This window comes from Tabrizicola sp. YIM 78059, from assembly GCF_004959785.1.
Lineage (GTDB): Bacteria > Pseudomonadota > Alphaproteobacteria > Rhodobacterales > Rhodobacteraceae > Tabrizicola > Tabrizicola caldifontis.
Genome location: NZ_SJZH01000005.1, coordinates 61,557 through 83,245 on the forward strand (window position 1 = coordinate 61,557; position 21,689 = coordinate 83,245).

The following is a 21,689-nucleotide window of genomic DNA, read 5'->3' on the forward strand; positions in this document are numbered from 1 at the left end:
AGGCTTGCTAGGCTCGGTTCGCCTTGCCTTCTCCAGTTCTCATGCGACACACGCTGCCCCTTGCGCCCCAGTTCTATGTGACGGCTCCGCAGCCCTGCCCCTATCTGCCGGGCAGGATGGAACGGAAGCTGTTCACCGCGCTGCAAGGCGAACATGCGCAGAAACTGAATGACACGTTGTCGAAACAGGGCTTCCGTCGCAGCCAGAACGTGCTTTACCGCCCCTCATGCGCCGAATGTTCCGCCTGCCTTTCCGCGCGCATCCGGGTGGCCGATTTCCAGCCATCTCGCACCCAGCGGCGGATCCTCCGGCGGAATGCCGATCTGCGCCGCAATGCCACCAGCCCCTGGGCGACCGAGGACCAGTTCTCCCTGTTCCGCCGCTATCTGGACCACCGCCATGCCGACGGCGGCATGGCCGACATGGACATCTTCGAATTCGCCGCGATGATCGAGGAAACTCCGATCAAGAGCCGCGTGATCGAATATACCCGCCCCCCGGCCGAGGGCGAACGCTCGCGGCCCCTCGCCGCCGTCTGTCTGACCGATGTCTTTGATGACGGCCTCAGCATGGTCTACAGCTTCTACGACCCCGACCTCTCTGACCTGTCGCTGGGCACCTACGTCATTCTTGACCACGTTGCCATCGCGCGCGAGGCGGGGTTGCCATACGTCTATCTGGGTTACTGGGTGCCGGGCAGCCGCAAGATGGGTTACAAGGCCGGCTTCTCGGCGCTGGAAATCTACAAGGGCGGTGTCTGGCAGCCCGTCGGCAACCCCGAGGACCATACCGCCGACCTGCATCCACTTTCGGTGGACCCCATCGCAGAACAGGTCGCGCGGATCAGCCTGCCCGATACCCGCACCTGATGACGGCGCGCCATGCCGACCTGGCGATGGCCCTGCCCGGCTGCCACGCCATGATCCTGATCCATTCCGAAAAGCCGGGCCTCAGGGTGACCAGGGGAACGCACCAATGCACCAGACGCGCGGACTTGATCCGGCCCGCGCCCACCCCATCTGACCAACCGGGGCTTGCGTGACCCGGTGGCCCGCTTCATCCTGCGGGCATGGGACGGGCGCCATGACGTTTTCGGAATGCGAAGGGTCGGGATTGACCCGTCGCTGCGACCTACTGTAACTGGCCCGACTGGCTTGCCAGACCAGGCCGGACTGAACACAAGGCCTGCCGGATCAACCGGTGGCCATCCAGGGGAGGACTTTGCCGGATGCAGGCCTTGCTTGCCATTTCGCGCGGAATCGACCGCGTGAACGCGTTCATAGGAAAGGGTGTCATGTGGCTGATCCTGCTGGCGGTCCTCGTCAGCGCGGGCAATGCGGTCAGCCGCAAGTTCTTCAACCTGTCATCCAACGCCTGGCTGGAATTGCAGTGGTATCTGTTCGGCGCGGCCTTCATGGGCGCGGCCGCCTACACCCTGCAGCAGAACGAGCACATCCGCATCGACGTCTTCTACGCCACGCGCTCGCGCCGGACGCAGCACTGGATCGACCTTCTCGGCCACATCTTCTTCCTTCTTCCCTTCGCCGCGCTGATGGCCTGGTATCTCTGGCCCTACACGATGCAGGCCTGGCGGTCGGGGCAGGTCTCGACCAACGCGGGCGGGCTGATCATCTGGCCGGCGCGCGCGATCCTTCTTGCAGGGTTCGTGATGCTGGCAGCCCAGGCCCTTGCCGAGATCATCAAGAAGATTGCCGTCATGCGCGGGCTGATCGAGGATCCCCATCCCTTCGTCTCGGCGCAGGATCACGCGCTGCAAGAGGTGGAAGAAATCAAGGCCGACGTGCAGGCCCATGCCGGCGAGGTGCGCAAATGATCGAGCTCATCGCCCACAACATGGCGCCGATCATCTTCGTCAGCCTGGTCTTCTTCCTGCTGATGGGCTACCCCGTGGCCTTCTCGCTGGCGGCGAACGGGCTGATCTTCTTCGTGATCGGCGTCTGGCTTGCCCCCTATTCCAACGGCGAGATCACGCTGGACTGGCCGCTTCTGGGCACAATGCCGCAACGATTGTGGGGCATCATCTCGAACGAGACATTGCTGGCCATCCCCTTCTTCACCTTCATGGGGATCATCCTGGAACGAAGCGGCATGGCCGAGGATCTGCTGGACACGATCGGCCAGCTTTTTGGGCCGATCCGCGGGGGCCTCGCCTTTGCCGTGGTCCTCGTCGGCGCGCTCTTGGCGGCCACGACCGGGGTCGTCGCGGCAAGCGTGATCGCCATGGGTCTGATCTCGCTGCCGATCATGCTGCGCTATGGCTATGACCGGCGCACGGCAACCGGGGTGATTGCGGCCTCGGGCACGCTGGCACAGATCATCCCGCCCTCGCTGGTGCTTATCATTCTGGCCGATCAGCTGGGCCGGTCGGTCGGCGACATGTATCGCGGCGCGCTTGTGCCGGGGCTGGTGCTGACCGGCATGTATCTGGGCTATGTGGCGATGATCGCGATCTTCCAGCCGCACAAGGTGCCGGCGCTTCCGCCCGAGGCGCGGACGCTGGGCGGCGGCGTGACCTCGCTTCTGGTCGCGCTTGTCGCAGGCGCGGCCATCGGCTACGGGGCGCACTACCTTTACTATGATGCCTGGGGTGCCAATGCCGACGTGGCCGGCGCGGCAGTCGGGACAGTGGCGGTCTACATATATGCGCTGATCGACCGCTATCTGGGCCTTGACCTGCTGTCGCGGCTTGCACAGCAGGTGATCATGGTGCTGATCCCGCCGCTTGCGCTGATCTTCCTGGTGCTTGGCACGATCTTCATCGGCCTGGCCACCCCGACCGAGGGCGGCGCCATGGGCGCGGTCGGCGCGATGATCCTGGCCTTCGCCAAGCGGCGCTTCAACTTTCCCATGGTGCAATCGGCGCTGGCCGCCACGACGCGGCTTTCGGCCTTCGTCCTGTTCGTGCTGATCGGCGCGCGGGTATTCTCGCTGACCTTCTACGGCGTCAACGGGCATATCTGGGTGGAAGAACTGCTGACTGCCGTGCCGGGGGGGCAGTACGGCTTCCTCGTGGTGGTGAACCTCATCATCTTCGTGCTGGGCTTCTTCCTCGACTTCTTCGAGATCGCCTTCATCCTGATCCCGCTGTTGATCGCCCCGGCGCAGACGCTGGGGATCGACCTGATCTGGCTGGGCGTCATCATCGGGGTAAACCTGCAGACCAGCTTCCTGACTCCACCCTTCGGCTTTGCGCTGTTCTACCTGCGGTCCGTCGCAGCCCGGGTGCCCTACATCGACAAGATCACCGGCAGGAAGATGGATGGGATCAGGACGGGAGAGATCTACCGGGGCGCCATCCCCTTCATTGTCATCCAGCTGCTGATGATCCTGGCCGTGGTGGCCTTCCCGCAGATGGTGATGCACTACAAGGGGCCGGTGGTGGACCCATCGACCGTGCAGATCACCGTGCCGGGCTTCCAGCCTATGGCGCCTGGCGGCACCAGCGCCCCGCCTGCCCCGGGCGGCCTGCCGGGACTGCCAGGGGCGCCCTCGATCGGAGCACCCAATCTCGGGGCCCCGAACCTGGGCACCCCGAACTTCGGCACGCCCACCCCCGAGCCCGCACCCGACGCCGCGCCGCCAGCCCCCGGCGCCTTGCCAGGCCTGCCGGGCGCACCGCAGCTAGGCCCACCCGTGGTCACCCCCTGAGGGCCGCAAGGCGGAACAGAAAAGCCCCGGAGAGACACTCCCCGGGGCTATCCCTTTGTCGATCGGCAGGGGACTACAGCTTGCCTGCCTGCTGCTGCGTCATCATGAATACGTCGTAGTTGTATTCGGCGATCTGGGCGTTCAGGTAAGCATCCCGGCGGAACGCATCCTGGCTTTCCTTGATCTTCTTGAAGGTCTCGTTGGTGGCCGAGACCTCGGCATAGGTGGCATTTGCCGCGTCGAAGGCCGCCGACAGCACGTCTTGCGGCAGGGGCCGCAGCTGGGCGCCGTTCGCCACGAGCGACTTCAGCGCCGTGGGGTTCTTCCAGTCGTAGCTGGCCAGCATGTCCAGGTTGGCCACTGCGCAGGCTGCCTTCAGCAGCGCCTGGTATGATTTCGGCAGCTCGTTCCACTTGGCCAGGTTGATCATGGTCGCGATCGCCGGGCCACCTTCCCACCAGCCGGGATAGTAGTAGTAGGGCGCAACCTTGTAGAAGCCCAGCTTCTCGTCGTCATAGGGGCCGACCCATTCGGCGGCGTCGATGGTGCCCTTTTCCAGCGACGGATAGATGTCGCCGCCCGCGATCTGCTGCGGCACGACGCCGATCTTCTCGATCACCTTGCCGGCAAAACCTCCGATCCGCATCTTCAGACCCTGAAGATCGGCTAGGCTGTTGATCTCCTTGCGATACCAGCCGGCCATCTGCACCCCGGTGTTGCCGGCGGGGAAGGCGATCAGGTTCTGCGTGGCGTAGAATTCGTTCATCATGTCGATGCCGCCGCCATAGTAGAACCAGGCGTTCATCATCCGGGCGTTCAGCCCGAAGGGTACCGCGGCACCCAGCGCATAGGTCGGATCCTTGCCCCAGTAGTAGTAGGGCACCGTGTGGCAGGCCTCGACCGTGCCATTGGCGACGGCATCCGCAGCCTCGAGCCCCGGGACCAGTTCGCCGGCCGGAAAGACCTGAAGCGTGAACTTGCCGTCCGTCGCTTCCGAGACATACTTCGACATGACCTCGGCCGCCCCAAAGATGGTGTCGAGCGACTTCGGGAAGGACGACGTGACCCGCCAGGTCACGGTCGGCATATCCTGGGCGATGGCGGGCGCGGCCAGCGCAGCCGCACCGGCAGCGGCCACCCCGCCGAAGGAAGCCTTGGTCAGAAACGAGCGACGATCCATGCAATCTCCTCCACTGTTGGCGCACCAGGGGTCGGTGGCCCCATCGCGCATATGTGAGATAGACCCTAAAGAAGCCCGTGCAAGATGAGAACCCGAAACTGCGCTGGTCGGCTGCTTCTGGTCAGAAAAGCTTACCGCCTTGGCGCATGCCATGCCCGATGATGGCGCTACCATCGCAAGCGTGCCCTGCCCTTGGCCCGCCAGACTGCCCATTTGTCAGGCAGAGTGCTCATGACAGGCCGGGAATCGCCCGGTGACAGGCTCTACCCCGGGTTCGGGCGTGTCTGGCCGTCACCGTCAATCGTGGCCGCGCAGCACCGGAATGAAACAGGGCCCTTGTCCCTTGGACATGCCGGGATCGCCGACTGCGGCCACGGGGGCCGCTCGGGCGCCTCGGGGCCGAAGGACTGCGGCCGGCAGTCACGGATTGCGTACATTTCCGGGCGCCCCCGGGTCGGCAGCCCGGACGGCAACAGCGAGAACGCGGTCGCTCAAGCGGCGCAATAGGCACAGAGCCGCCGCACGATCACGGACGCGTGCGATTTTCCGCAACCGCCCCCTTGCAATCACGCGACCGCGACCAAACCTCCCCCCAAACGGAAATCGGGGAGCCATCTTGACCTATCTTCTGTTCTCGCTCGGCCTTGTCATGCTGTTTGTCGGAGGCGAGGGCCTGGTGCGGGGCGCCTCATCGGTTGCGCGGCATTTCAACTTTTCTCCGATGCTGATCGGCCTGACCATCGTCGGCTTCGGGACATCGGCGCCCGAACTTCTGGTGTCGGTCCAGGCGGCCCTGGCAGGCCAGCCGGGCATTGCCATCGGCAACGTCGTGGGTTCCAACATCGCCAACATCCTGCTGATCCTGGGCGTCTCGACCGCCATCGCGCCGCTCTTCATCCCCGCTCGCCGGCTTTGGCGCGATCTGGCCTTCATGCTGGCGGCGACGGCGATCTTCTGGGCCATGCTCTCCGGATCCGAGATCACCCGACTTTATGGGGCAATCCTCGTGCTGGGCCTCTTGGCCTTCTTGGCGGTGGCCTTCCTATACGGCAAGATCGACGCCGATGAAGATGCGCCGGTCGAAAACCAGCTTCTGGCGTGGGGTTTCACGCTGGGCGGGCTTGTCGTGCTGGTGATCGGGGCGCGGCTACTGGTGGATAATGCTGTCATCATCGCCAAGACTTTCGGCGTCCCGGAGGCCGTGATCGGCCTGACGATCGTCGCTGTCGGGACTTCGCTGCCCGAACTTGCGACCAGCGTGATTGCCGCCCTGCGCCGCCAGACAGAGATTGCGGTCGGCAACGTGATCGGGTCGAACATCTTCAACATCTTCTCGATCATCGGCATCACCGCCCTGATCACCCCCATTCCCGTCGATCCGCGCTTTGCGGTGATCGACATGCCCGTGGCGACCGCCGTCGCCGTCGGTCTGGCGGTGGCCGCCATCCTGCTGAACGGCTTGCCGCGGATCGCCGGGGTGATCCTGCTGGCACTGTATGGCGGCTATCTCTGGGCCATGGCCTGACCCCGCCCTGCGGCCGCCCGATGGGCCTGCGGGGCGGCGCCTTGGAGAAAGTTGCGCCCCGACCAGTCAGATCGTAACTTTCGTTCAAGAATGCCCTGCCAATGCGACATTTTCGTATTGCAAATCCCGTTGACGCCCGGCATACCGCGCCCTACTGTTCCGACCGAACGTGAAGGGGATGGGCCGATGGCCAGACTTCTTGTCATCGTAGGAAGGACGCGCATGGGCCGGTGACGGTTGACCATAACGGTTCCCATGCGCCCCCGAAGGAAACTTCCGGGGGCTTTTTGTTGCGGTAAGGAGACGCGAAAGATGTCGAAGCAGATGACCGGTGCGAAGATGGTGGTCCAGGCGCTGAAGGATCAGGGCGTCGAGGTCGTCTTCGGCTACCCGGGCGGCGCGGTGCTTCCGATCTATGACGAGCTGTTCCTGCAAAACGACATCCGCCACATCCTGGTGCGCCACGAACAGGGCGCGGTGCACATGGCGGAAGGCTATGCGCGGTCCACCGGCAAGCCGGGGGTGGCGCTGGTGACCTCGGGGCCCGGGGCCACGAACGCTGTCACGGGCCTGACCGACGCGCTGATGGATTCGATCCCGATCGTTGTCCTGACCGGACAGGTGCCGACTTTCATGATCGGCACCGACGGCTTCCAGGAGGCAGACACGGTGGGCATCACCCGCCCCTGCACCAAGATGAACTGGCTGGTGAAGGACACCGCGAAACTCTCGGAAACCATCCATCAAGCCTTTCACGTCGCCACCCACGGCCGCCCCGGCCCGGTTCTGATCGACATCCCCAAGGATGTGCAGTTCGCCACCGCGGAATACACGCCCGCCGAGAAGGCGAAAGTCAGCCACTACCAGCCTCGGACCGAGGGCGATCCGGGCCAGATCGCCCGGCTGGTAGAGCTGATGGAGCAGGCTGAACGCCCGATCCTCTATACCGGCGGCGGGGTCATCAACTCTGGCCCCCGTGCCAGCCAGCTTCTGCGCGAACTGGCGGCGGAAACCGGTTTTCCGGTGACCTCTACCCTGATGGGCCTTGGCGCCTACCCCGCCAGTGGAAAGAACTGGATCGGCATGCTGGGTATGCATGGCCTTTATGAGGCCAACCTTGCCATGCACGGCTGCGACCTGATGATCAACATCGGCGCACGGTTCGACGACCGCATCACCGGCCGTGTCAAGGACTTCTCTCCTCGCTCGAAGAAGGCTCATATCGACATCGATCCCTCCTCGATCAACAAGGTCATCCATGTCGATGTGCCGATCGTCGGTGACGTGACGAAGGTGCTGGAGGAACTGCTGCGCCAGTGGCGCGCCCGCGGCTCGCGCACCGACCAGCGCGGGCTGGCCAAGTGGTGGAAGCAGATCGACGAGTGGCGCGCGGTCAAGTGCCTGAGCTACAAGCCCTCTAGCACCACGATCAAGCCTCAGTATGCGCTGGAACGGCTGGAGGCCCTGACCAAGGGGATGGACCGCTACATCTGCACCGAGGTCGGCCAGCACCAGATGTGGGCCGCCCAGTTCCTGGGCTTCGAGGAGCCGAACCGCTGGATGACGTCCGGCGGCCTAGGCACCATGGGCTACGGCCTGCCGGCAAGCATCGGCGTGCAGATCGCACATCCCGACGCGCTGGTCATCAACGTCGCGGGCGAGGCATCCTGGCTAATGAACATGCAGGAAATGGGCACCGCCATGCAGTTCCGCGCGCCGGTGAAACAGTTCATCCTGAACAACGAACGACTTGGCATGGTGCGCCAGTGGCAGGAGCTGCTGCATGGCGAACGCTATTCCTCGTCCTGGAGCGAAAGCCTGCCCGATTTCGTGAAACTGGCCGAGGCCTTCGGTTGCAAGGGCATCAAGTGCGACGACCCGAAGGATCTGGATGACGCGATCATGGAAATGATCCGCCACGACGGCCCGGTGATCTTCGACTGCCTGGTGGAAAAGCACGAGAACTGCTTCCCGATGATCCCCAGCGGGAAGCCGCACAACGAGATGCTGCTGTCGGCCGATGCCGAGGCCTTCCGGTCGGGCGCAGTGCTGGTCTGACCCATGCAGGATGCCGCCTCGCGTCAGGCTGCGGACGCCCGGCTGGCGGTTTTCGCCGGCCGGGGCGGGTTCTGGTTCGCCGCGGTGTCGGTGCTGCTGACCATGACCTTCGTCCTGGCCGTTCTGACCTCGGCGCTGACAACGACGGGCACACCGGAACAGCCGGCGCTGGCGATCGACTTCAAGGTGTTCTGGGCGGCCGCGCAGCTTGCACTTTCGGGCGACGGGCTGGCCGCATTCGATCAGGATCAGCTGAATGCCCTGCATGCCACCAAGACCGATGCACGGATGCCCTGGCTATATCCACCGGGCTATCTGCTGCTGATCGCCCCGCTCGGCGCCTTCAGCTTTGCCCATGCTCTCATCCTTTCGACGGCGCTTTCGCTCATCTGCATGGCGCTGGCGTTTCGGCCATTCGTGGCAGGAGTCCCGCCGCTCTGGATGGCGCTGACCTTTGCGCCAGCCTTTCTGCCCGCGCTGATGATCGGCCAGAACAGCCTTTTCTGGATGGCCGGCCTGCTTGCGGCCCTTGCGGCGCTGCGTGCACAGCGGTGGGTTCTGGCCGGCATCTGCATCGGCTGCCTCACGCTGAAGCCGCAACTGGGGCTGATGATCCCGTTTGCTCTGCTTGGGGCGGGCGCCTGGCGCAGCATCGTTGCGGCCGCCGTGACTGCAGCCCTGGTCGCGGGCCTGCCGACCCTGGTGTATGGCACGGGCTACTGGCCGCTGTTGGCACAGGCCATTGCCGAACAGGGCGCGGTGATGCTGCAAAGCATCGCCGGCGTCGAGCTGATGGTTGGTCCGCTGTCGTTGCTGACCATGTCGGGGGTCGAACCCCGGCTTGCGCTGCGCCTGCAATGGGCCATCACGGCGGCCTGCGCGGTCTGCGTCCTTCTGCTGTGGCGGTCCCGGAACATCAGCTTCGATGCCAAGGCGGCCGGCCTTCTGACGGCAATGCTGCTGTCGTCGGTTTACATGTGGTATTACGAAGCGGCGCTGATGGCGGGCATCGCCCTTTTCCTGATGCGCGCCGGACTTCTGAAGGCCGCGCCGCTGCCGCTTGCGGTCTTTGTTGCGCTGTGGCTTGGCGGTGGACTGCTGGCGATGAATGTCTTCCTGAAACTGGTTGATCAATCGCTTCTGGGAGCTGTCGTTCTGACCCCGCTTCTTGGCGTCTGTCTGATCCTGTGTCTTGCGCACCTCGCCTCGGCGAGGCGCGCGCCCGCTCGTCCGGTCTGAACCTTGCAGGGGGTCGGGCCCGAAAATGGAACCTACGGCTGTTACCGACGACCCGGGACAGCGCAACAGAACAGAAGGCAATCATGTCCGCACTGAACATCAAGAAGGGCTCGTCCAGCCACTCGGCCTATGACCTCCGCTCGGCCTTGAGCGAGGTCGAGGAAAGCCACACCCTTGCAGTGATCGTGGAAAACGAACCGGGCGTCCTGGCGCGCGTCATCGGCCTGTTTTCGGGCCGTGGCTACAACATCGACAGCCTGACGGTGGCAGAGGTGGATCACACCGGGCACCGGTCGCGGATCACCATCGTGACGCGCGGAACCCCGGCTGTCATCGACCAGATCGAGGCGCAGCTGTCCCGCATGGTGCCGGTGCATGCCGTGCATGACCTGACCGTGGAAGGCCCAAGCGTCCAGCGCGAACTTGCCCTGGTCAAGGTCAGGGGCAAGGGCGAACACCGGATCGAAGCCCTGCGCCTGGCCGAGATCTTCAGGGCGAACGTGGTCGATTCGACTTTGGAAAGCTTCGTTTTCGAGATGACCGGCACGCCCGAGAAGATCGACGCCTTCGTCGAACTGATGCGCCCGCTGGGCCTGGTGGAAATCGCCCGCACCGGCGTGGCCGCGCTGGCCCGCGGGGTCTGACCGGGGCGATCATCGCTCCGTCCCGTCGCTCTTCGCTGCCGCCCCCCGGCGAAGAGCGGCCGAAAGGAAGCGATGAGTGGCGCTTATGCCCCCGTGAATCGTGGCGGGCGCTTTTCCAGAAAGGCCGCCACCCCTTCGCGGAAATCATCGCTTGCCCCGCAGGCCCCCTGCAAGCGCGCTTCCAGTGCCAGCTGTGCCTCCAGCGGCTGATCGAAGCTGCCGCGCAGGGCCTGCTTCAACGCGGCATAGGCCAACGTCGGCCCGGAGGAGAGCTTAGCCGCCCGCGCCGCCACCACCTCTGTGAACCACGCGTCCGGTACCGCCTCCCAGATCATCCCCCAGTCGGCGGCCTGCCGCGCGGGCACTGGCTCGGCCAGCAGTGCAGCCCCCATCGCGCGCTGCAAGCCTACCCGGCGCGGCAGGAAGCTGGTGCCCCCCGCATCCGGGATCAGCCCGATCCGGGTGAAGGCCTGAATGAAGCTCGCGCTTTCCGCCGCGATCACCAGATCGCAGGCCAGCGCCAGATTGGCCCCCGCCCCTGCCGCAACCCCGTTGACCGCAGCGATCACGGGAACCGGAGCCTCGGTTATCGCCCGGATCATCGGAACATATTCGTCGTTCAGCGTGGCCTCGAACCCGGCATCCTCCAGACCGGTCGCGTCGGTCAGATCCTGACCGGAACAGAAGGCCCGCCCCGCCCCGGTCAGTACGATCACCCGGCCACGATGCCCCAGCCGCAGTGCGATGGTCAGTTCGCGTCGCAGCCCGCGATTCAGCGCGTTCATCACCTCGGGCCGGTTCAGCGTGATCCATGTCACGCCCGCATCCTCGGTCACCGTGATCCAGTCATAAGCCATGCGCCCCTCCTGTCGCTGGAGAAAGGCTAGCCTCAGAGCGCGCCAGGCCAAAGCCCCAACGCCGCGTCACTCCTTCAGGAGTTCGCGCAGGCGCGCCTCTTCAGCCTCGCTCAGCGTGGCCTCCGGGGCCTTGCGCCGGCGCGCCGCTGTGACCGCCACCCCGACCCCGACCAGGAACAGGACCGGCCCCGCCAGCCACAGGATCAGGTTCGATCCTTCGGGCCGGGGATTGAACAGGACGAACTCGCCGTATCGGGCGACGATGTAATCCACCACCTCGCGGTCGGTATCGCCGGCCACCAGCCTTTCGCGGATGATGATCCGCAGGTCGCGGCTGATCGGTGCGTTCGAATCGTCGATCGATTCTCCCTGACAGACCGGGCAGCGGATCTCGCGGCTGATCGCCCGCGCCCGCGCCTCGAGCACCGGGTCGGCCAGCATCTCGTCGGGCTGAACCGCAAGGGCCGGGGTCGCCAGCAGCAGCAGCGCCAGGGCGCAGCCTGCACACCCCGCCCACCACCGGTTGAAAGCCGCGATCATTCCGCAGGAACCCCGAGCGGAACCTTCCGCGCCCCGGCCGCCACGCGGTAGCGCCGGTCGGACAGGCTGAGCAGCCCCCCCAGCGCCATCAGGATCGAGCCGGCCCACAGCCAGTTGGCGAAGGGCTCGATATAGCTCCGCACGGCCCAGCCACCCGACTGCTGCCGGTCGCCCAGCACCAGATAGACGTCGCGCAGCAAGCCGTAATCTATGGCGGCCTCGGTCGTGGGCATCCCGGCCACCGGATAGACCCGCTTCTCTGGCTGCAACCTGGCGACCAGCGCACCATTGCGGGTCACCGTCATGAAGCCCATGGTGGACACATAGTTCGGCCCCTCGACCTCGCGCACGTCATCGAGGCGCACCTCGTAGGTGCCGAGGGGGAAGGTCTCGCCGACCTGCACCACGCGGATATCCTCGATCTTCCAGGCCAACATTGCCGACACCGCGAAGATCGTAATTCCCAGGCCGCCATGCGCCACCGCCTTGCCCCAGTCGGCGCGCGGCAGACGCGTCAGACGCGCCATCCGCGTGCCGACCCCCTCGCGCCCGGTCCGCGACCAAAGGTCGGTCAGCGCACCGAACAGAACCCACGCGCCCAGGACCACCCCGATCGGCCCCAGCGCCGTCCGGTTCGTCTGCATTGTCCAGGCCAACGCCCCAAGCGCCAGGGCCAGGACCAGTGCGGGCAACAGGGCCCGCAGGCTGCGCCCCAGCGCCCCGCGTTTCCACGCCAGCATCGCGCCCGGCGGCAGGATCACCGCCAGTGCCACCATGAAGGGGGTAAAGGCCGCGTTGAAGAAGGGCTCGCCCACGCTCAGGGTGCGCCCCAGCAACAGTTCCGCAACCAAAGGCCAGATTGTCCCGATGAAGACGACAAAGGCGGAAACCGCAAGAATGATGTTGTTCGCCACCAGCGCGCTTTCACGGCTGACCAGGGCAAAGACGCCCTTCGCCTCCATCACCCCTGCCCGCAGGGCGAACAGCATCAACGCTCCGCCGGTAAAGACCGCCAGAATGATCAGGATGAACACGCCCCGCTCCGGGTCATTGGCAAAGGCGTGGACGGATGTGATGACCCCCGATCGCACGATGAAGGTGCCGATCAGACTGAACCCGAAGGCCATGATCGCCAGCAGGATCGTCCAGGCCTTCAGGCTTTCGCGCTTTTCCACCACGATCGCAGAATGCAGAAGCGCGGCAGCCAGAAGCCAAGGCATGAAACTGGCGTTTTCCACCGGATCCCAGAACCAGAAGCCCCCCCAGCCAAGTTCGTAGTAGGCCCACCACGACCCCAGCGCGATGCCGATGGTCAGGAAGATCCACGCTGCCAGCGTCCAGGGGCGCACCCAACGCCCCCAGGCGGCATCGACCCGGCCTTCGATCAGGGCGGCCACGGCAAAGCTGTAGGCGATGCTCAGGCCGACATAACCCAGGTAAAGGAAGGGCGGATGGAAGGCGAGCCCGGGATCCTGCAACAGCGGGTTCAGATCCTGTCCGTTCAGCGGCGGCGCCGCCAGGCGCCAGAACGGGTTAGAGGTAAGCAGCATGAACAGCAGGAACGCGACCCCGATCATGCCCTGCACCGCCAGCACCCGAGCCTTCAGCCTGGCCGGCAGATTGCCGCCGAACAGCGCCACAGCCGCGCCATACACGGCCAGGATCAGCACCCACAAAAGCAACGAGCCTTCATGGTTACCCCACACGCCCGCTACCTTGTAGAGCATGGGCTTGTCGGTATGCGAATTGGCGACCACCACTGCCAGCGAGAAATCCGAAACGACGAAGGCCCATGTCAGCACCGCAAAGGACACCGCGACCAGAACCAGCTGCATCAGCGCAGCCGGTTCCGCCAGCGCCATCAGCCGCGCGTCGCCCCGCTGCGCGCCCCAAAGCGGCAGCGTCGATTGCACCAGCGCCACCATCAGCGCCAGGATCAGCGCGAAATGCCCGAATTCGACGATCACGGTTCGCCCCCTGTGTTTGTCTCATCATAGGCGCTTGGGGCGAAGGGGGAAATCCCCTGCGCCCCTTCGCCGCGCCAGCCTGGCACTTCGCCCGTGACGCCCCGTCGATGTCGCCGGATTGACCGTTGCCACCGGCGGATCCGGCCCGTTACACCGAGGAAGGAACAGACGGAGGCCCCCATGCCCAGAACCATCCTGATCGGTGCGCCCATCGATACCGGGCAACGACGCCCCGGCTGCCTGATGGGGCCCGCAGCCTACCGCGTAGCCGGCCTTGCGCGCGAGATCGCCGCCGAGGGCCACGGGGTCGAGGACTGGGGCGACCTGTCCCTGCCAGAGTTGCCCGAGGTGACCTGCCCGAACCCTGTTGTCCATTCCCTGGCTGAAACCGTTGGCTGGACGGAAATCCTGATGGACCGCGTGGATGACGCCCTGTCCGAGGGCGGCTTCCCAATCATCATGGGCGGCGATCATTCGCTGGCGCTCGGGTCGGTCGCAGGCGCCGCAGCCTTTGCCCGGCGCCAGAACAGGCCGCTGTTCCTGCTCTGGCTAGACGCGCATTCCGATTTCCATACGCCCCTGACCACCACCAGCGGCAATCTGCACGGCACACCGCTGGCCTATATCAACGGGCGTGAGGGGTTTGACGCCTTTCCGCCCTTTCCCGCACCCGTCCCGGCGCACCGCATCTGCATGTTCGGTATCCGGTCCGTCGATCCGGCCGAAAAGGCCGCGATGCTTGAACGCGACATCCAGGTCAACGACATGCGGGTAATCGACGAGCGCGGCCTGGTGGCCCCGCTGCGCGAATTCCTGGACCTCGTGCGCAGGGAGGCAGGCATGCTGCACGTCAGCCTCGACGTTGACTTCCTCGACCCCTCGATCGCCCCGGCCGTCGGCACCACCGTTCCCGGCGGCACGACGTTCCGCGAGGCACATCTCGTGATGGAGCTTCTGCACGAAAGCGGGCTTGTGACCAGCCTTGACCTTGTGGAACTGAACCCGTTCCTCGACGACCGCGGGATGACGGCGCGGCTGATGGTGGATCTGGTGGGCAGCCTGATGGGCAAGAAGGTGTTCGACCGCCCGACCCGCGCCAAGTGACGCTCATCCAGCCGGTGCTGGCAGTCTTCCCCAGGCCGACCGCCAGCGAAGAGCGCCAGCAAGTAAACGATAAGGGGTGCACTAAAGGTCGCGGTAGACGTGATCACACCCTTGCGGATCGGTGACGATCCAGTGTTCTTGCGCGCGGCGCAGATAGCCGGGGCCGACCGGCACCTTGCCGTGCCCGCCCGGGATGTCCAGCACATAGACCGGCTGCGCAATCCCCGTCAGCCGCCCGCGCAGGGCCGCCGCGATTGCCTGCCCCTCTTCCAGCGTGACCCGGAAATGCCCGGTTCCCTTCGCAAGGTCGGGATGGTGCAGATAATAGGGCTTCACGCGGTTCCGAATCAGCGCCCGGAACAGCGCCTCCAGCGTGTCGACATCGGCATTCACGCCCTTCAGGAGCACGGTCTGCGACAGAAGGGGCACCCCGGCGCGGCTGAGCCGCCGCAGCGCCGCCGCTGCCCCGGGCGTGATCTCGTCCGGATGGTTGGTGTGGATCACCAGCCAGACCGGCAGCGCGCGGTCCAGCACCGCGACAAGTGCCTCGGTCACCTTCTCTGGCGCAACGACCGGTACACGGGTGTGAAAGCGCAGCACCTCCAGTGTCCCAAGGCCCTCAAGCCGGTCAAGCATCGACGCAAGCCGCCGCGCCGACAGGACAAGCGGATCGCCACCGGTGAAGATCACCTCGCGCACCGCAGGGGTCGAACGCAGATACTCCAGCACCCGACCGAACTCTGCCTCGGCCAGATGTCCGGTCTCGCCCACAGTTTCCCGCCGGAAGCAGAAGCGGCAGTAAACCTCGCAGGTCTGCGTCGCGTGCAGGATCGCACGGTCGGAATAGCGATGCGTCAGCCCCGCAACAGGGCTGTGCGCACCGTCGCCGATCGGGTCGGCCAGCTCTTCCGGAACAACACGCAACTCGCGCACATCGGGCACGAATTGCGCCCTGACCCCGGCACTGCCCACGGCAGCCATTGCGGGGCTGATCCGTACCCGGAACTCTTCCGCCACCGCCTCCAGTGTTGATCGGTCGGCAGGGTCGGCAAGCCCGGCACGCTCCAGGGCGTCAAGGCTGACAAGGGCAGCGGGGATCGGGCCGGTCTTGGTCATGACTGGCGACCTACCCCCGGTCCGCCCCGCCTGCAAGGCCCTGCCGGGCGCAGGACGTGTCCTGCCTAATGCAGCCGGAACTCGCCCACGACGTTGCGCCATTCGCCCGGCGCGATCAGCTTCCTGTGCGTGAAGCGAACCGAATGAAGCGGCCCCTCGATCTTTTCCTGCCAGAATTCGATGAACCTGAAGAGCGCGGGATAATCCGGCGCAAGGTCATACTCCTGCCAGATGAAGCTGTTGAGAACACTGCGATAATCCGGCATCCGGTAGAAAAGTTCGGCCGTTGTCAGCCCATAGCCCTTCAGCATCAGTTCCGTCTCGCGCCCGGTCATGCATGCCTCCTTTCCCGTGGCACATGACGGAATCATGACAAAGCTGGTTCAAAAATCAATGAAAACAATATGTTGTCACTCACCACTTCCGGCTGCCAGCACCGGCCAGCCCGCCATTGCACCCCACAGCTTGAATGGTGTATCGTTCCGCCTGCTAGATCTTGAGACCGCACGGAAGGCGCGCGCCACATGGCCGATATCCCGGAAGACACTGAAAACAAAGCAGAACGCCCGGAGCATCACGGCCCCCAGATCGACATCGCCGCCGAAATGAAGACGGCCTACCTCGATTACGCGATGAGCGTGATCGTCAGCCGTGCGATCCCCGACCTGCGCGACGGGTTGAAGCCCGTCCATCGGCGCATCCTGTTTGCGATGCACGAAAGCGGCAACACGCATGACAAGCCCTACCGCAAGTCGGCCAGACCTGTCGGCGACACGATGGGGAAATATCACCCGCACGGCGACAGCGCGATCTACGATGCCCTCGTACGCATGGCGCAGCCCTTCAGCATGTCGCTGAAACTCCTTGATGGGCAAGGAAATTTCGGAAGCATGGACGGGGACAATGCCGCAGCCATGCGCTACACCGAAGTGCGGATGGACAAGCCGGCCGCCTTTCTTCTGGCCGACATCGACAAGGACACCGTCGATTTCCAGGACAATTACGACGGCAAGGACAAGGAACCCACCGTCCTTCCGGCGCGTTTCCCGAACATGCTCGTCAACGGCGCGGGCGGCATCGCGGTGGGCATGGCCACCAACATCCCGCCGCACAACCTGGGCGAGGTGATCGACGGCACGCTCGCGCTGATCGAAAACCCCGACATCTCTACCGAACAGCTGATGGAGATCATCCCCGCCCCCGATTTCCCGACCGGCGGGGTGATCCTCGGCCGCTCCGGCGCGCGCAAGGCCTATCTGGAAGGGCGCGGCAGCGTCATCATCCGCGCAAGGACCCATGTCGAGGAGATCCGCAAGGACCGCTGGGCCATTGTCGTGGACGAGATCCCCTACCAGGTGAACAAGGCCGCGATGATCGAGAAGATCGCCGAACTCGTGCGCGAGAAGAAGATCGAGGGCATCGCCGGCATTGCGGACGAATCCGACCGTGTCGGCGTGCGCGTCGTGATCGAGCTGAAGCGCGACGCGACGCCCGACGTGGTGCTGAACCAGCTCTTCCGGTTCTCGACCATGCAGGTCAGCTTCGGCTGCAACATGCTGGCCCTGAACGGCGGCCGGCCCGAACAGCTGACCCTTCGCGATTTCCTCAGCCATTTCATTACTTTCCGCGAGGAAGTCGTTGCGCGCCGCACCGCCTTTGAACTCCGCAAGGCGCGCGAGCGCAGCCATATCCTTTGCGGCCTCGCGGTTGCTGTGTCGAACGTGGACGAGGTGGTGGCAACGATCCGCGCCTCTGCCGACCCGGCCGAGGCGCGCGACCGGCTGATGACCCGCCGCTGGCCCGCCCATGACATCGCCGACTACATCCGCCTGATCGACGACCCCAGCCACAAGGTGAACGACGACGGCACCTACAACCTGTCCGAGGCCCAGGCGCGCGCGATCCTCGACCTGCGGCTTCAGCGGCTGACAGCGATGGGGGTGAAGGAAGTCACCGACGAGCTTGAAGAATTGGCGTCGAAAATCAAGGACTTCCTCGACATACTTTCCTCGCGCGACCGGATCATGGGCATCATCTCGGACGAACTGCGCGAGGTGAAGGCCCTCTTCGCCGTTCCCCGAAGGACCGAGATTGCCGACTGGTCCGGCGACATGGAGGACGAGGATCTGATCGAGCGCGAGGACATGGTGGTGACCATCACCTCGGGCGGCTACATAAAGCGCACGCCGCTGGCCGAATTCCGCGCCCAGAACCGCGGCGGCAAGGGCCTCGCCAGCATGCAGACCAAGGACGACGACGTGGTCACCACGCTCTTCGTCGCCAACACCCACACGCCGCTTCTGTTCTTCACCACCGACGGCATGGTCTACAAGCTGAAATGCTGGCGCCTGCCGCTTGCGGGGCGCACCGCGAAGGGCAAGGCCCTGGTCAACATCCTGCCGATCCAGAGCGGCATCACCATCGCAGCGCTGATGCCGGTGGACGTGCCCGAAGAGGACTGGGGTAAGCTTCAGATCGTCTTCGCCACGTCGGACGGCGACGTGCGGCAGAACGATCTCTCCGACTTCACCAACGTGATGCGCAACGGCAAGATCGCGATGAAGCTGCCCGAAGGCGTAAGCCTCGTGAACGCTGCCATCGCCGACGAGAACGATGACGTGATGCTCGTCACCGAAGGCGGTCGCGCCATCCGCTTCCCGACCACGGAAATCCGCGTCTTCCGCTCGCGCGAATCGACCGGCGTGCGCGGCATCCGCCTGGCCGAGGGCGACCATGTGGTCAGCATGTCGATCATCCGCCATTTCGAGGCCACGCCCGAGGAACGCGCCGCCTATCTGAAACAGCGCCGCCTGATGGCCGGCGTGACCGAGGAGGATACCGCCGACGACGAGGAAGAGATCGTCGTCGCGGGCCAGCTTTCCCCCGAACGCTATGCCGAGATGTCGGCGGCCGAGGATCTGATCCTCACCGTCACCAAGGGCGGTTCGGGGAAACTGTCCTCCAGCCACGACTACCCCGTGCGCGGCCGTGGCGGCATGGGCGTCAAGGCCATCTCCCCTGGCCCCCGCGGCGGGCGGATCGTCGCCTCCTTCCCGGTCGAACTCTCCGACCAGATCATGCTCGCCACCTCGACCGGCCAGTCGATCCGCGTGCCCGTGGACCAGATCAGCTTCCGCTCGCGCAGCGCCGGAGGGGTCAAGGTCTTTTCCATCGCTGCGGATGAAGAGGTTGTCTCTGTCGCCCGCGTCGCCGATCAGGGTGATGACGCTTGAGGCCCGCCTCGCGGCGCTCGCCGCCGCGGGGCAGACCATCACCTATGGCAAACTTGCCCGCGACCTCGGCCTGCGCATGGAAGAGCTGACAAACGCGCTAGAAAGACTGATGGAGGAAGACGCAGCAGCCGGCCGCCCCTTCCGCGCCGCCGTCCTCCGCCAGCGCCTTTCGCCCGAGGGCCTTCCCGCGCCCGGCTTCTTTCTCAAGGCCGCCATCCTTGGACGCCCGGCCCAGGACCCGCTGGCCTTCACACGCGCCGAACGCCATGCCCTTCTTCCGTTCCCAAATATCCCGGGGTGAATGGGCCCGAAGGGCCCAGAGGGGCAGCGCCCCTGCTTGCAACGCCTGCCCCGCGCAGCTACATCCGCCCGCATGGAACCCCTGCACATCATCGGCGGCGGCATGGCCGGATCCGAGGCCGCCTGGGCCGCCGCGAATCTCGGCGTGCCCGTCGTCATCCACGAGATGCGCCCCAAGGTCGCCACCTTCGCCCACCGGACCGGCGATTTCGCCGAAATGGTGTGCTCGAACTCCTTCCGGTCGGACGACCACGAACGCAATGCCGTGGGGCTGATCCACTGGGAAATGCGCCAGGCCGGCAGTCTGGTAATGGAGATGGCCGACCGCCACCGCCTGCCCGCTGGCGGGGCGCTGGCGGTGGACCGCGAACCCTTCGCCCGCGCCGTCACCGAGCGGCTGAAGTCTCACCCCCTGATTTCGACGTCACATGCGGAAGTTACCGAACTTCCTTCAGCCGGTCGCTGGATCGTCGCCACCGGCCCGCTGACCAGCCCGGCCCTTGCCGAAAGCATCCGCAGCGCGACCGGGGCCGAGGCTCTGGCCTTCTTCGACGCCATCGCCCCCATCGTCTATGCCGAGACGATCGACATGTCCGTGGCCTGGATGCAGTCGCGCTACGACAAGGGCGAGACCGAGGATGAACGCCGCGCCTACATCAACTGTCCGATGAACCGCGACCAGTACGAGGCCTTCATCGACGCCCTCCTCGCCGCCGAAAAGACCGAGTTCCACGAAGGCGAGACCGCCGGCTACTTCGACGGCTGCCTGCCGATCGAGGTCATGGCCGAACGCGGCCGCGACACGCTCCGTCATGGTCCGATGAAACCCGTGGGCCTGACGAACGCGCATCGCCCGGATGAAAAGCCCTATGCCGTGGTCCAGCTCCGCCGCGACAACCGGCTCGGCACGCTCTACAACATGGTCGGCTTCCAGACGAAGATGAAGTATGGCGCGCAAACTACTGTTTTTCGTATGATTCCAGGACTGGAAAACGCCAGCTTCGCCCGCCTCGGCGGAATCCATCGAAACACCTTCATCAATTCGCCCACGCTGCTGGATACACAGATGCGGCTGAAGTCACGGCCGCATATCCGCTTTGCCGGCCAGATCACCGGGGTCGAGGGCTATGTCGAATCCGCCGCCATGGGGCTGCTGGCCGGACGCATGGCCGCGCATGAACTGCTCGGGCGCACGCTTCCCCCGCCGCCGCCGGAAACCGCGATGGGGGCGCTGGTGACCCACATCACCGGCGGGGCCGAGGCGAAGACCTTCCAGCCGATGAATGTCAACTTCGGCCTCTTCCCGCCGATCGAAGCGCGCGGCGGCCGGCGGGGGCGGCACGACCGCTACAAGGCCTATACCGACCGGGCGAAGCAGGCTTTCACGGAATGGCTTTCGTAACCCGCTTCGCCCCCAGCCCTACCGGCCCGCTGCATCTCGGCCACGCCTTTTCCGCGATCCTCGCCCATGACATGGCCCGCGCCGAATGCGGCCGGTTCCTGTTGCGGATGGAGGATACCGACCTCGACCGCTGCCGCCCCGAATGGGACGCCCTGATCCAGGAGGATCTGCGCTGGCTCGGCCTTTCCTGGGACGGCCCGATCCTGCGCCAGTCCACCAGGATCGAGGACTACAACATCCGCCTCGAAGCCCTTGCCGATACAGGACTTCTCTATCCCTGCTCCTGCACCCGCGCCGACATCCGGGCGGCACTTGCAGCCCCGCAGGAAGGCGTGGCCTTCGCCGTCTATCCCGGCACCTGCCGCGGCCGCCCGATGTCCGACCGCCGTCCGGGCGACGCCCTGCGGCTGAACCTCGCCGCCGCGCTCGACCGGCTTTCGGGCGCCGACCTCGCCTTCACCGAAACCGGCCCCGCCCATGCCGGGCGGCACCGCATCGACCCCGGCCGCGCGCTGGCCGAGATCGGCGATGTGGTCCTGGCGCGGAAGGGAGAGGGCGTCGTCGCCTACTTCCTCGCCTCCGCCTTCGACGATGCCGACCAGGGCATCACCCATGTCATCCGGGGCGAGGATCTGTTCGACTTCACGCCCGTCCAGGTGATCCTGCAACACCTCTTCGGCCTGCCGACACCGATTTACCACCACCACCGCCTGATCCGCGACGAACAGGGCAAGCGCCTGGCCAAGCGCGACGATGCCCGCGCGATCTTGAAATACCGGGCCGAAGGCGCCACCCCCGCCGACATCCGCCGCATGGTCGGGCTCTAGGCGCCTCCCCTCCCCCTCGTGGGGAGGG

Annotated in this window: 18 protein-coding genes; 12 read left to right on the plus strand and 6 right to left on the minus strand. The window is 65.4% G+C overall.

The genetic code is table 11. The features are described from left to right. Nucleotides 1-41 precede the first annotated feature (41 nt). From EZM81_RS08420 to EZM81_RS08430, 3 genes are all read left to right on the plus strand, one after another. Complete coding sequence (locus EZM81_RS08420; protein ID WP_135448576.1) at nucleotides 42-869, plus strand: arginyltransferase; 828 nt, start codon at nucleotides 42-44, stop codon at nucleotides 867-869. Nucleotides 870-1,228: 359 nt separating this feature from the next. Then, on the plus strand, nucleotides 1,229-1,834 hold the full coding sequence (locus tag EZM81_RS08425; RefSeq protein WP_135448578.1) for a TRAP transporter small permease subunit: 606 nt from the start codon (nucleotides 1,229-1,231) through the stop codon (nucleotides 1,832-1,834). Further along, a complete protein-coding gene (locus EZM81_RS08430) occupies nucleotides 1,831-3,669 on the plus strand; it encodes a TRAP transporter large permease subunit (protein WP_135448580.1) in 1,839 nt (612 codons plus the stop codon). Before EZM81_RS08425 ends, EZM81_RS08430 begins: the two co-directional genes overlap by 4 nt. Nucleotides 3,670-3,742: 73 nt before the next feature. Here EZM81_RS08430 and EZM81_RS08435 read toward each other — a convergent pair whose 3' ends face one another. Beyond that, nucleotides 3,743-4,849 carry a TRAP transporter substrate-binding protein gene (locus tag EZM81_RS08435; protein WP_136645411.1) on the minus strand — a complete coding sequence of 369 codons (1,107 nt, stop codon included), beginning with the start codon at nucleotides 4,847-4,849 and terminating at the stop codon, nucleotides 3,743-3,745. Nucleotides 4,850-5,465: 616 nt separating this feature from the next. On the opposite strand from EZM81_RS08435, the gene EZM81_RS08440 reads away from it, so the two are divergent. From EZM81_RS08440 to ilvN, 4 genes are all read left to right on the plus strand, one after another. Continuing rightward, the gene (locus tag EZM81_RS08440; RefSeq protein WP_136645412.1) at nucleotides 5,466-6,374 is read left to right on the plus strand and encodes a calcium/sodium antiporter; all 909 of its coding nucleotides are present in this window, start codon (nucleotides 5,466-5,468) and stop codon (nucleotides 6,372-6,374) included. Nucleotides 6,375-6,686: 312 nt separating this feature from the next. Next, nucleotides 6,687-8,432 carry an acetolactate synthase 3 large subunit gene (locus EZM81_RS08445; RefSeq protein WP_136645413.1) on the plus strand — a complete coding sequence of 582 codons (1,746 nt, stop codon included), beginning with the start codon at nucleotides 6,687-6,689 and terminating at the stop codon, nucleotides 8,430-8,432. A 3-nt stretch (nucleotides 8,433-8,435) separates the two neighbouring features. Further along, on the plus strand, nucleotides 8,436-9,671 hold the full coding sequence (locus tag EZM81_RS08450) for a glycosyltransferase family 87 protein (protein WP_136645414.1): 1,236 nt from the start codon (nucleotides 8,436-8,438) through the stop codon (nucleotides 9,669-9,671). Between the two features lie 83 nt (nucleotides 9,672-9,754). Further along, entirely contained in the window at nucleotides 9,755-10,315 is a 561-nt protein-coding gene (ilvN, locus tag EZM81_RS08455) for an acetolactate synthase small subunit (protein ID WP_135448591.1), read from the plus strand. Between the two features lie 83 nt (nucleotides 10,316-10,398). Here the strand turns inward: ilvN and EZM81_RS08460 are convergent, their stop codons facing one another. The 3 genes from EZM81_RS08460 to EZM81_RS08470 all read right to left on the minus strand — a co-directional run bounded on the left by EZM81_RS08460 (nucleotide 10,399) and on the right by EZM81_RS08470 (nucleotide 13,679). After that, entirely contained in the window at nucleotides 10,399-11,172 is a 774-nt protein-coding gene (locus EZM81_RS08460; protein WP_136645415.1) for an enoyl-CoA hydratase-related protein, read from the minus strand. A gap of 66 nt (nucleotides 11,173-11,238) precedes the next feature. After that, nucleotides 11,239-11,712 carry a cytochrome c-type biogenesis protein gene (locus tag EZM81_RS08465; RefSeq protein WP_136645416.1) on the minus strand — a complete coding sequence of 158 codons (474 nt, stop codon included), beginning with the start codon at nucleotides 11,710-11,712 and terminating at the stop codon, nucleotides 11,239-11,241. Beyond that, a complete protein-coding gene (locus EZM81_RS08470; protein WP_136645417.1) occupies nucleotides 11,709-13,679 on the minus strand; it encodes a heme lyase CcmF/NrfE family subunit in 1,971 nt (656 codons plus the stop codon). The genes EZM81_RS08465 and EZM81_RS08470 overlap by 4 nt, the downstream gene beginning before the upstream one ends. A 180-nt stretch (nucleotides 13,680-13,859) precedes the next feature. Between EZM81_RS08470 and rocF the strand changes: the two genes are divergently transcribed. Then, nucleotides 13,860-14,783: an arginase gene (rocF, locus tag EZM81_RS08475; protein ID WP_135448599.1), complete on the plus strand. Its 924-nt coding sequence runs from the start codon at nucleotides 13,860-13,862 to the stop codon at nucleotides 14,781-14,783. An 81-nt stretch (nucleotides 14,784-14,864) separates the two neighbouring features. On the opposite strand, the gene EZM81_RS08480 is transcribed toward rocF, so the two are convergent. Further along, nucleotides 14,865-15,899, minus strand: a complete 1,035-nt coding sequence (locus EZM81_RS08480; protein WP_136645418.1) for a lysine-2,3-aminomutase-like protein — start codon at nucleotides 15,897-15,899, stop codon at nucleotides 14,865-14,867. 65 nt (nucleotides 15,900-15,964) lie between these two features. Further along, a complete protein-coding gene (locus tag EZM81_RS08485) occupies nucleotides 15,965-16,234 on the minus strand; it encodes an usg protein (protein ID WP_135448604.1) in 270 nt (89 codons plus the stop codon). A gap of 189 nt (nucleotides 16,235-16,423) precedes the next feature. On the opposite strand from EZM81_RS08485, the gene gyrA reads away from it, so the two are divergent. From gyrA to gluQRS, 4 genes are all read left to right on the plus strand, one after another. Beyond that, nucleotides 16,424-19,132 (plus strand): DNA gyrase subunit A, encoded by a 2,709-nt coding sequence (gene gyrA / locus EZM81_RS08490; RefSeq protein WP_136645419.1) that lies wholly within the window; start codon nucleotides 16,424-16,426, stop codon nucleotides 19,130-19,132. Then, nucleotides 19,122-19,433 carry a hypothetical protein gene (locus EZM81_RS08495; protein ID WP_211195399.1) on the plus strand — a complete coding sequence of 104 codons (312 nt, stop codon included), beginning with the start codon at nucleotides 19,122-19,124 and terminating at the stop codon, nucleotides 19,431-19,433. The genes gyrA and EZM81_RS08495 overlap by 11 nt, the downstream gene beginning before the upstream one ends. A 72-nt stretch (nucleotides 19,434-19,505) precedes the next feature. Further along, nucleotides 19,506-20,834 (plus strand): methylenetetrahydrofolate--tRNA-(uracil(54)-C(5))-methyltransferase (FADH(2)-oxidizing) TrmFO, encoded by a 1,329-nt coding sequence (gene trmFO / locus EZM81_RS08500; protein WP_135448608.1) that lies wholly within the window; start codon nucleotides 19,506-19,508, stop codon nucleotides 20,832-20,834. Next, nucleotides 20,822-21,661 carry a tRNA glutamyl-Q(34) synthetase GluQRS gene (gene gluQRS / locus EZM81_RS08505; RefSeq protein WP_136645420.1) on the plus strand — a complete coding sequence of 280 codons (840 nt, stop codon included), beginning with the start codon at nucleotides 20,822-20,824 and terminating at the stop codon, nucleotides 21,659-21,661. The genes trmFO and gluQRS overlap by 13 nt, the downstream gene beginning before the upstream one ends. The last annotated feature ends 28 nt before the right edge of the window (nucleotides 21,662-21,689 follow it).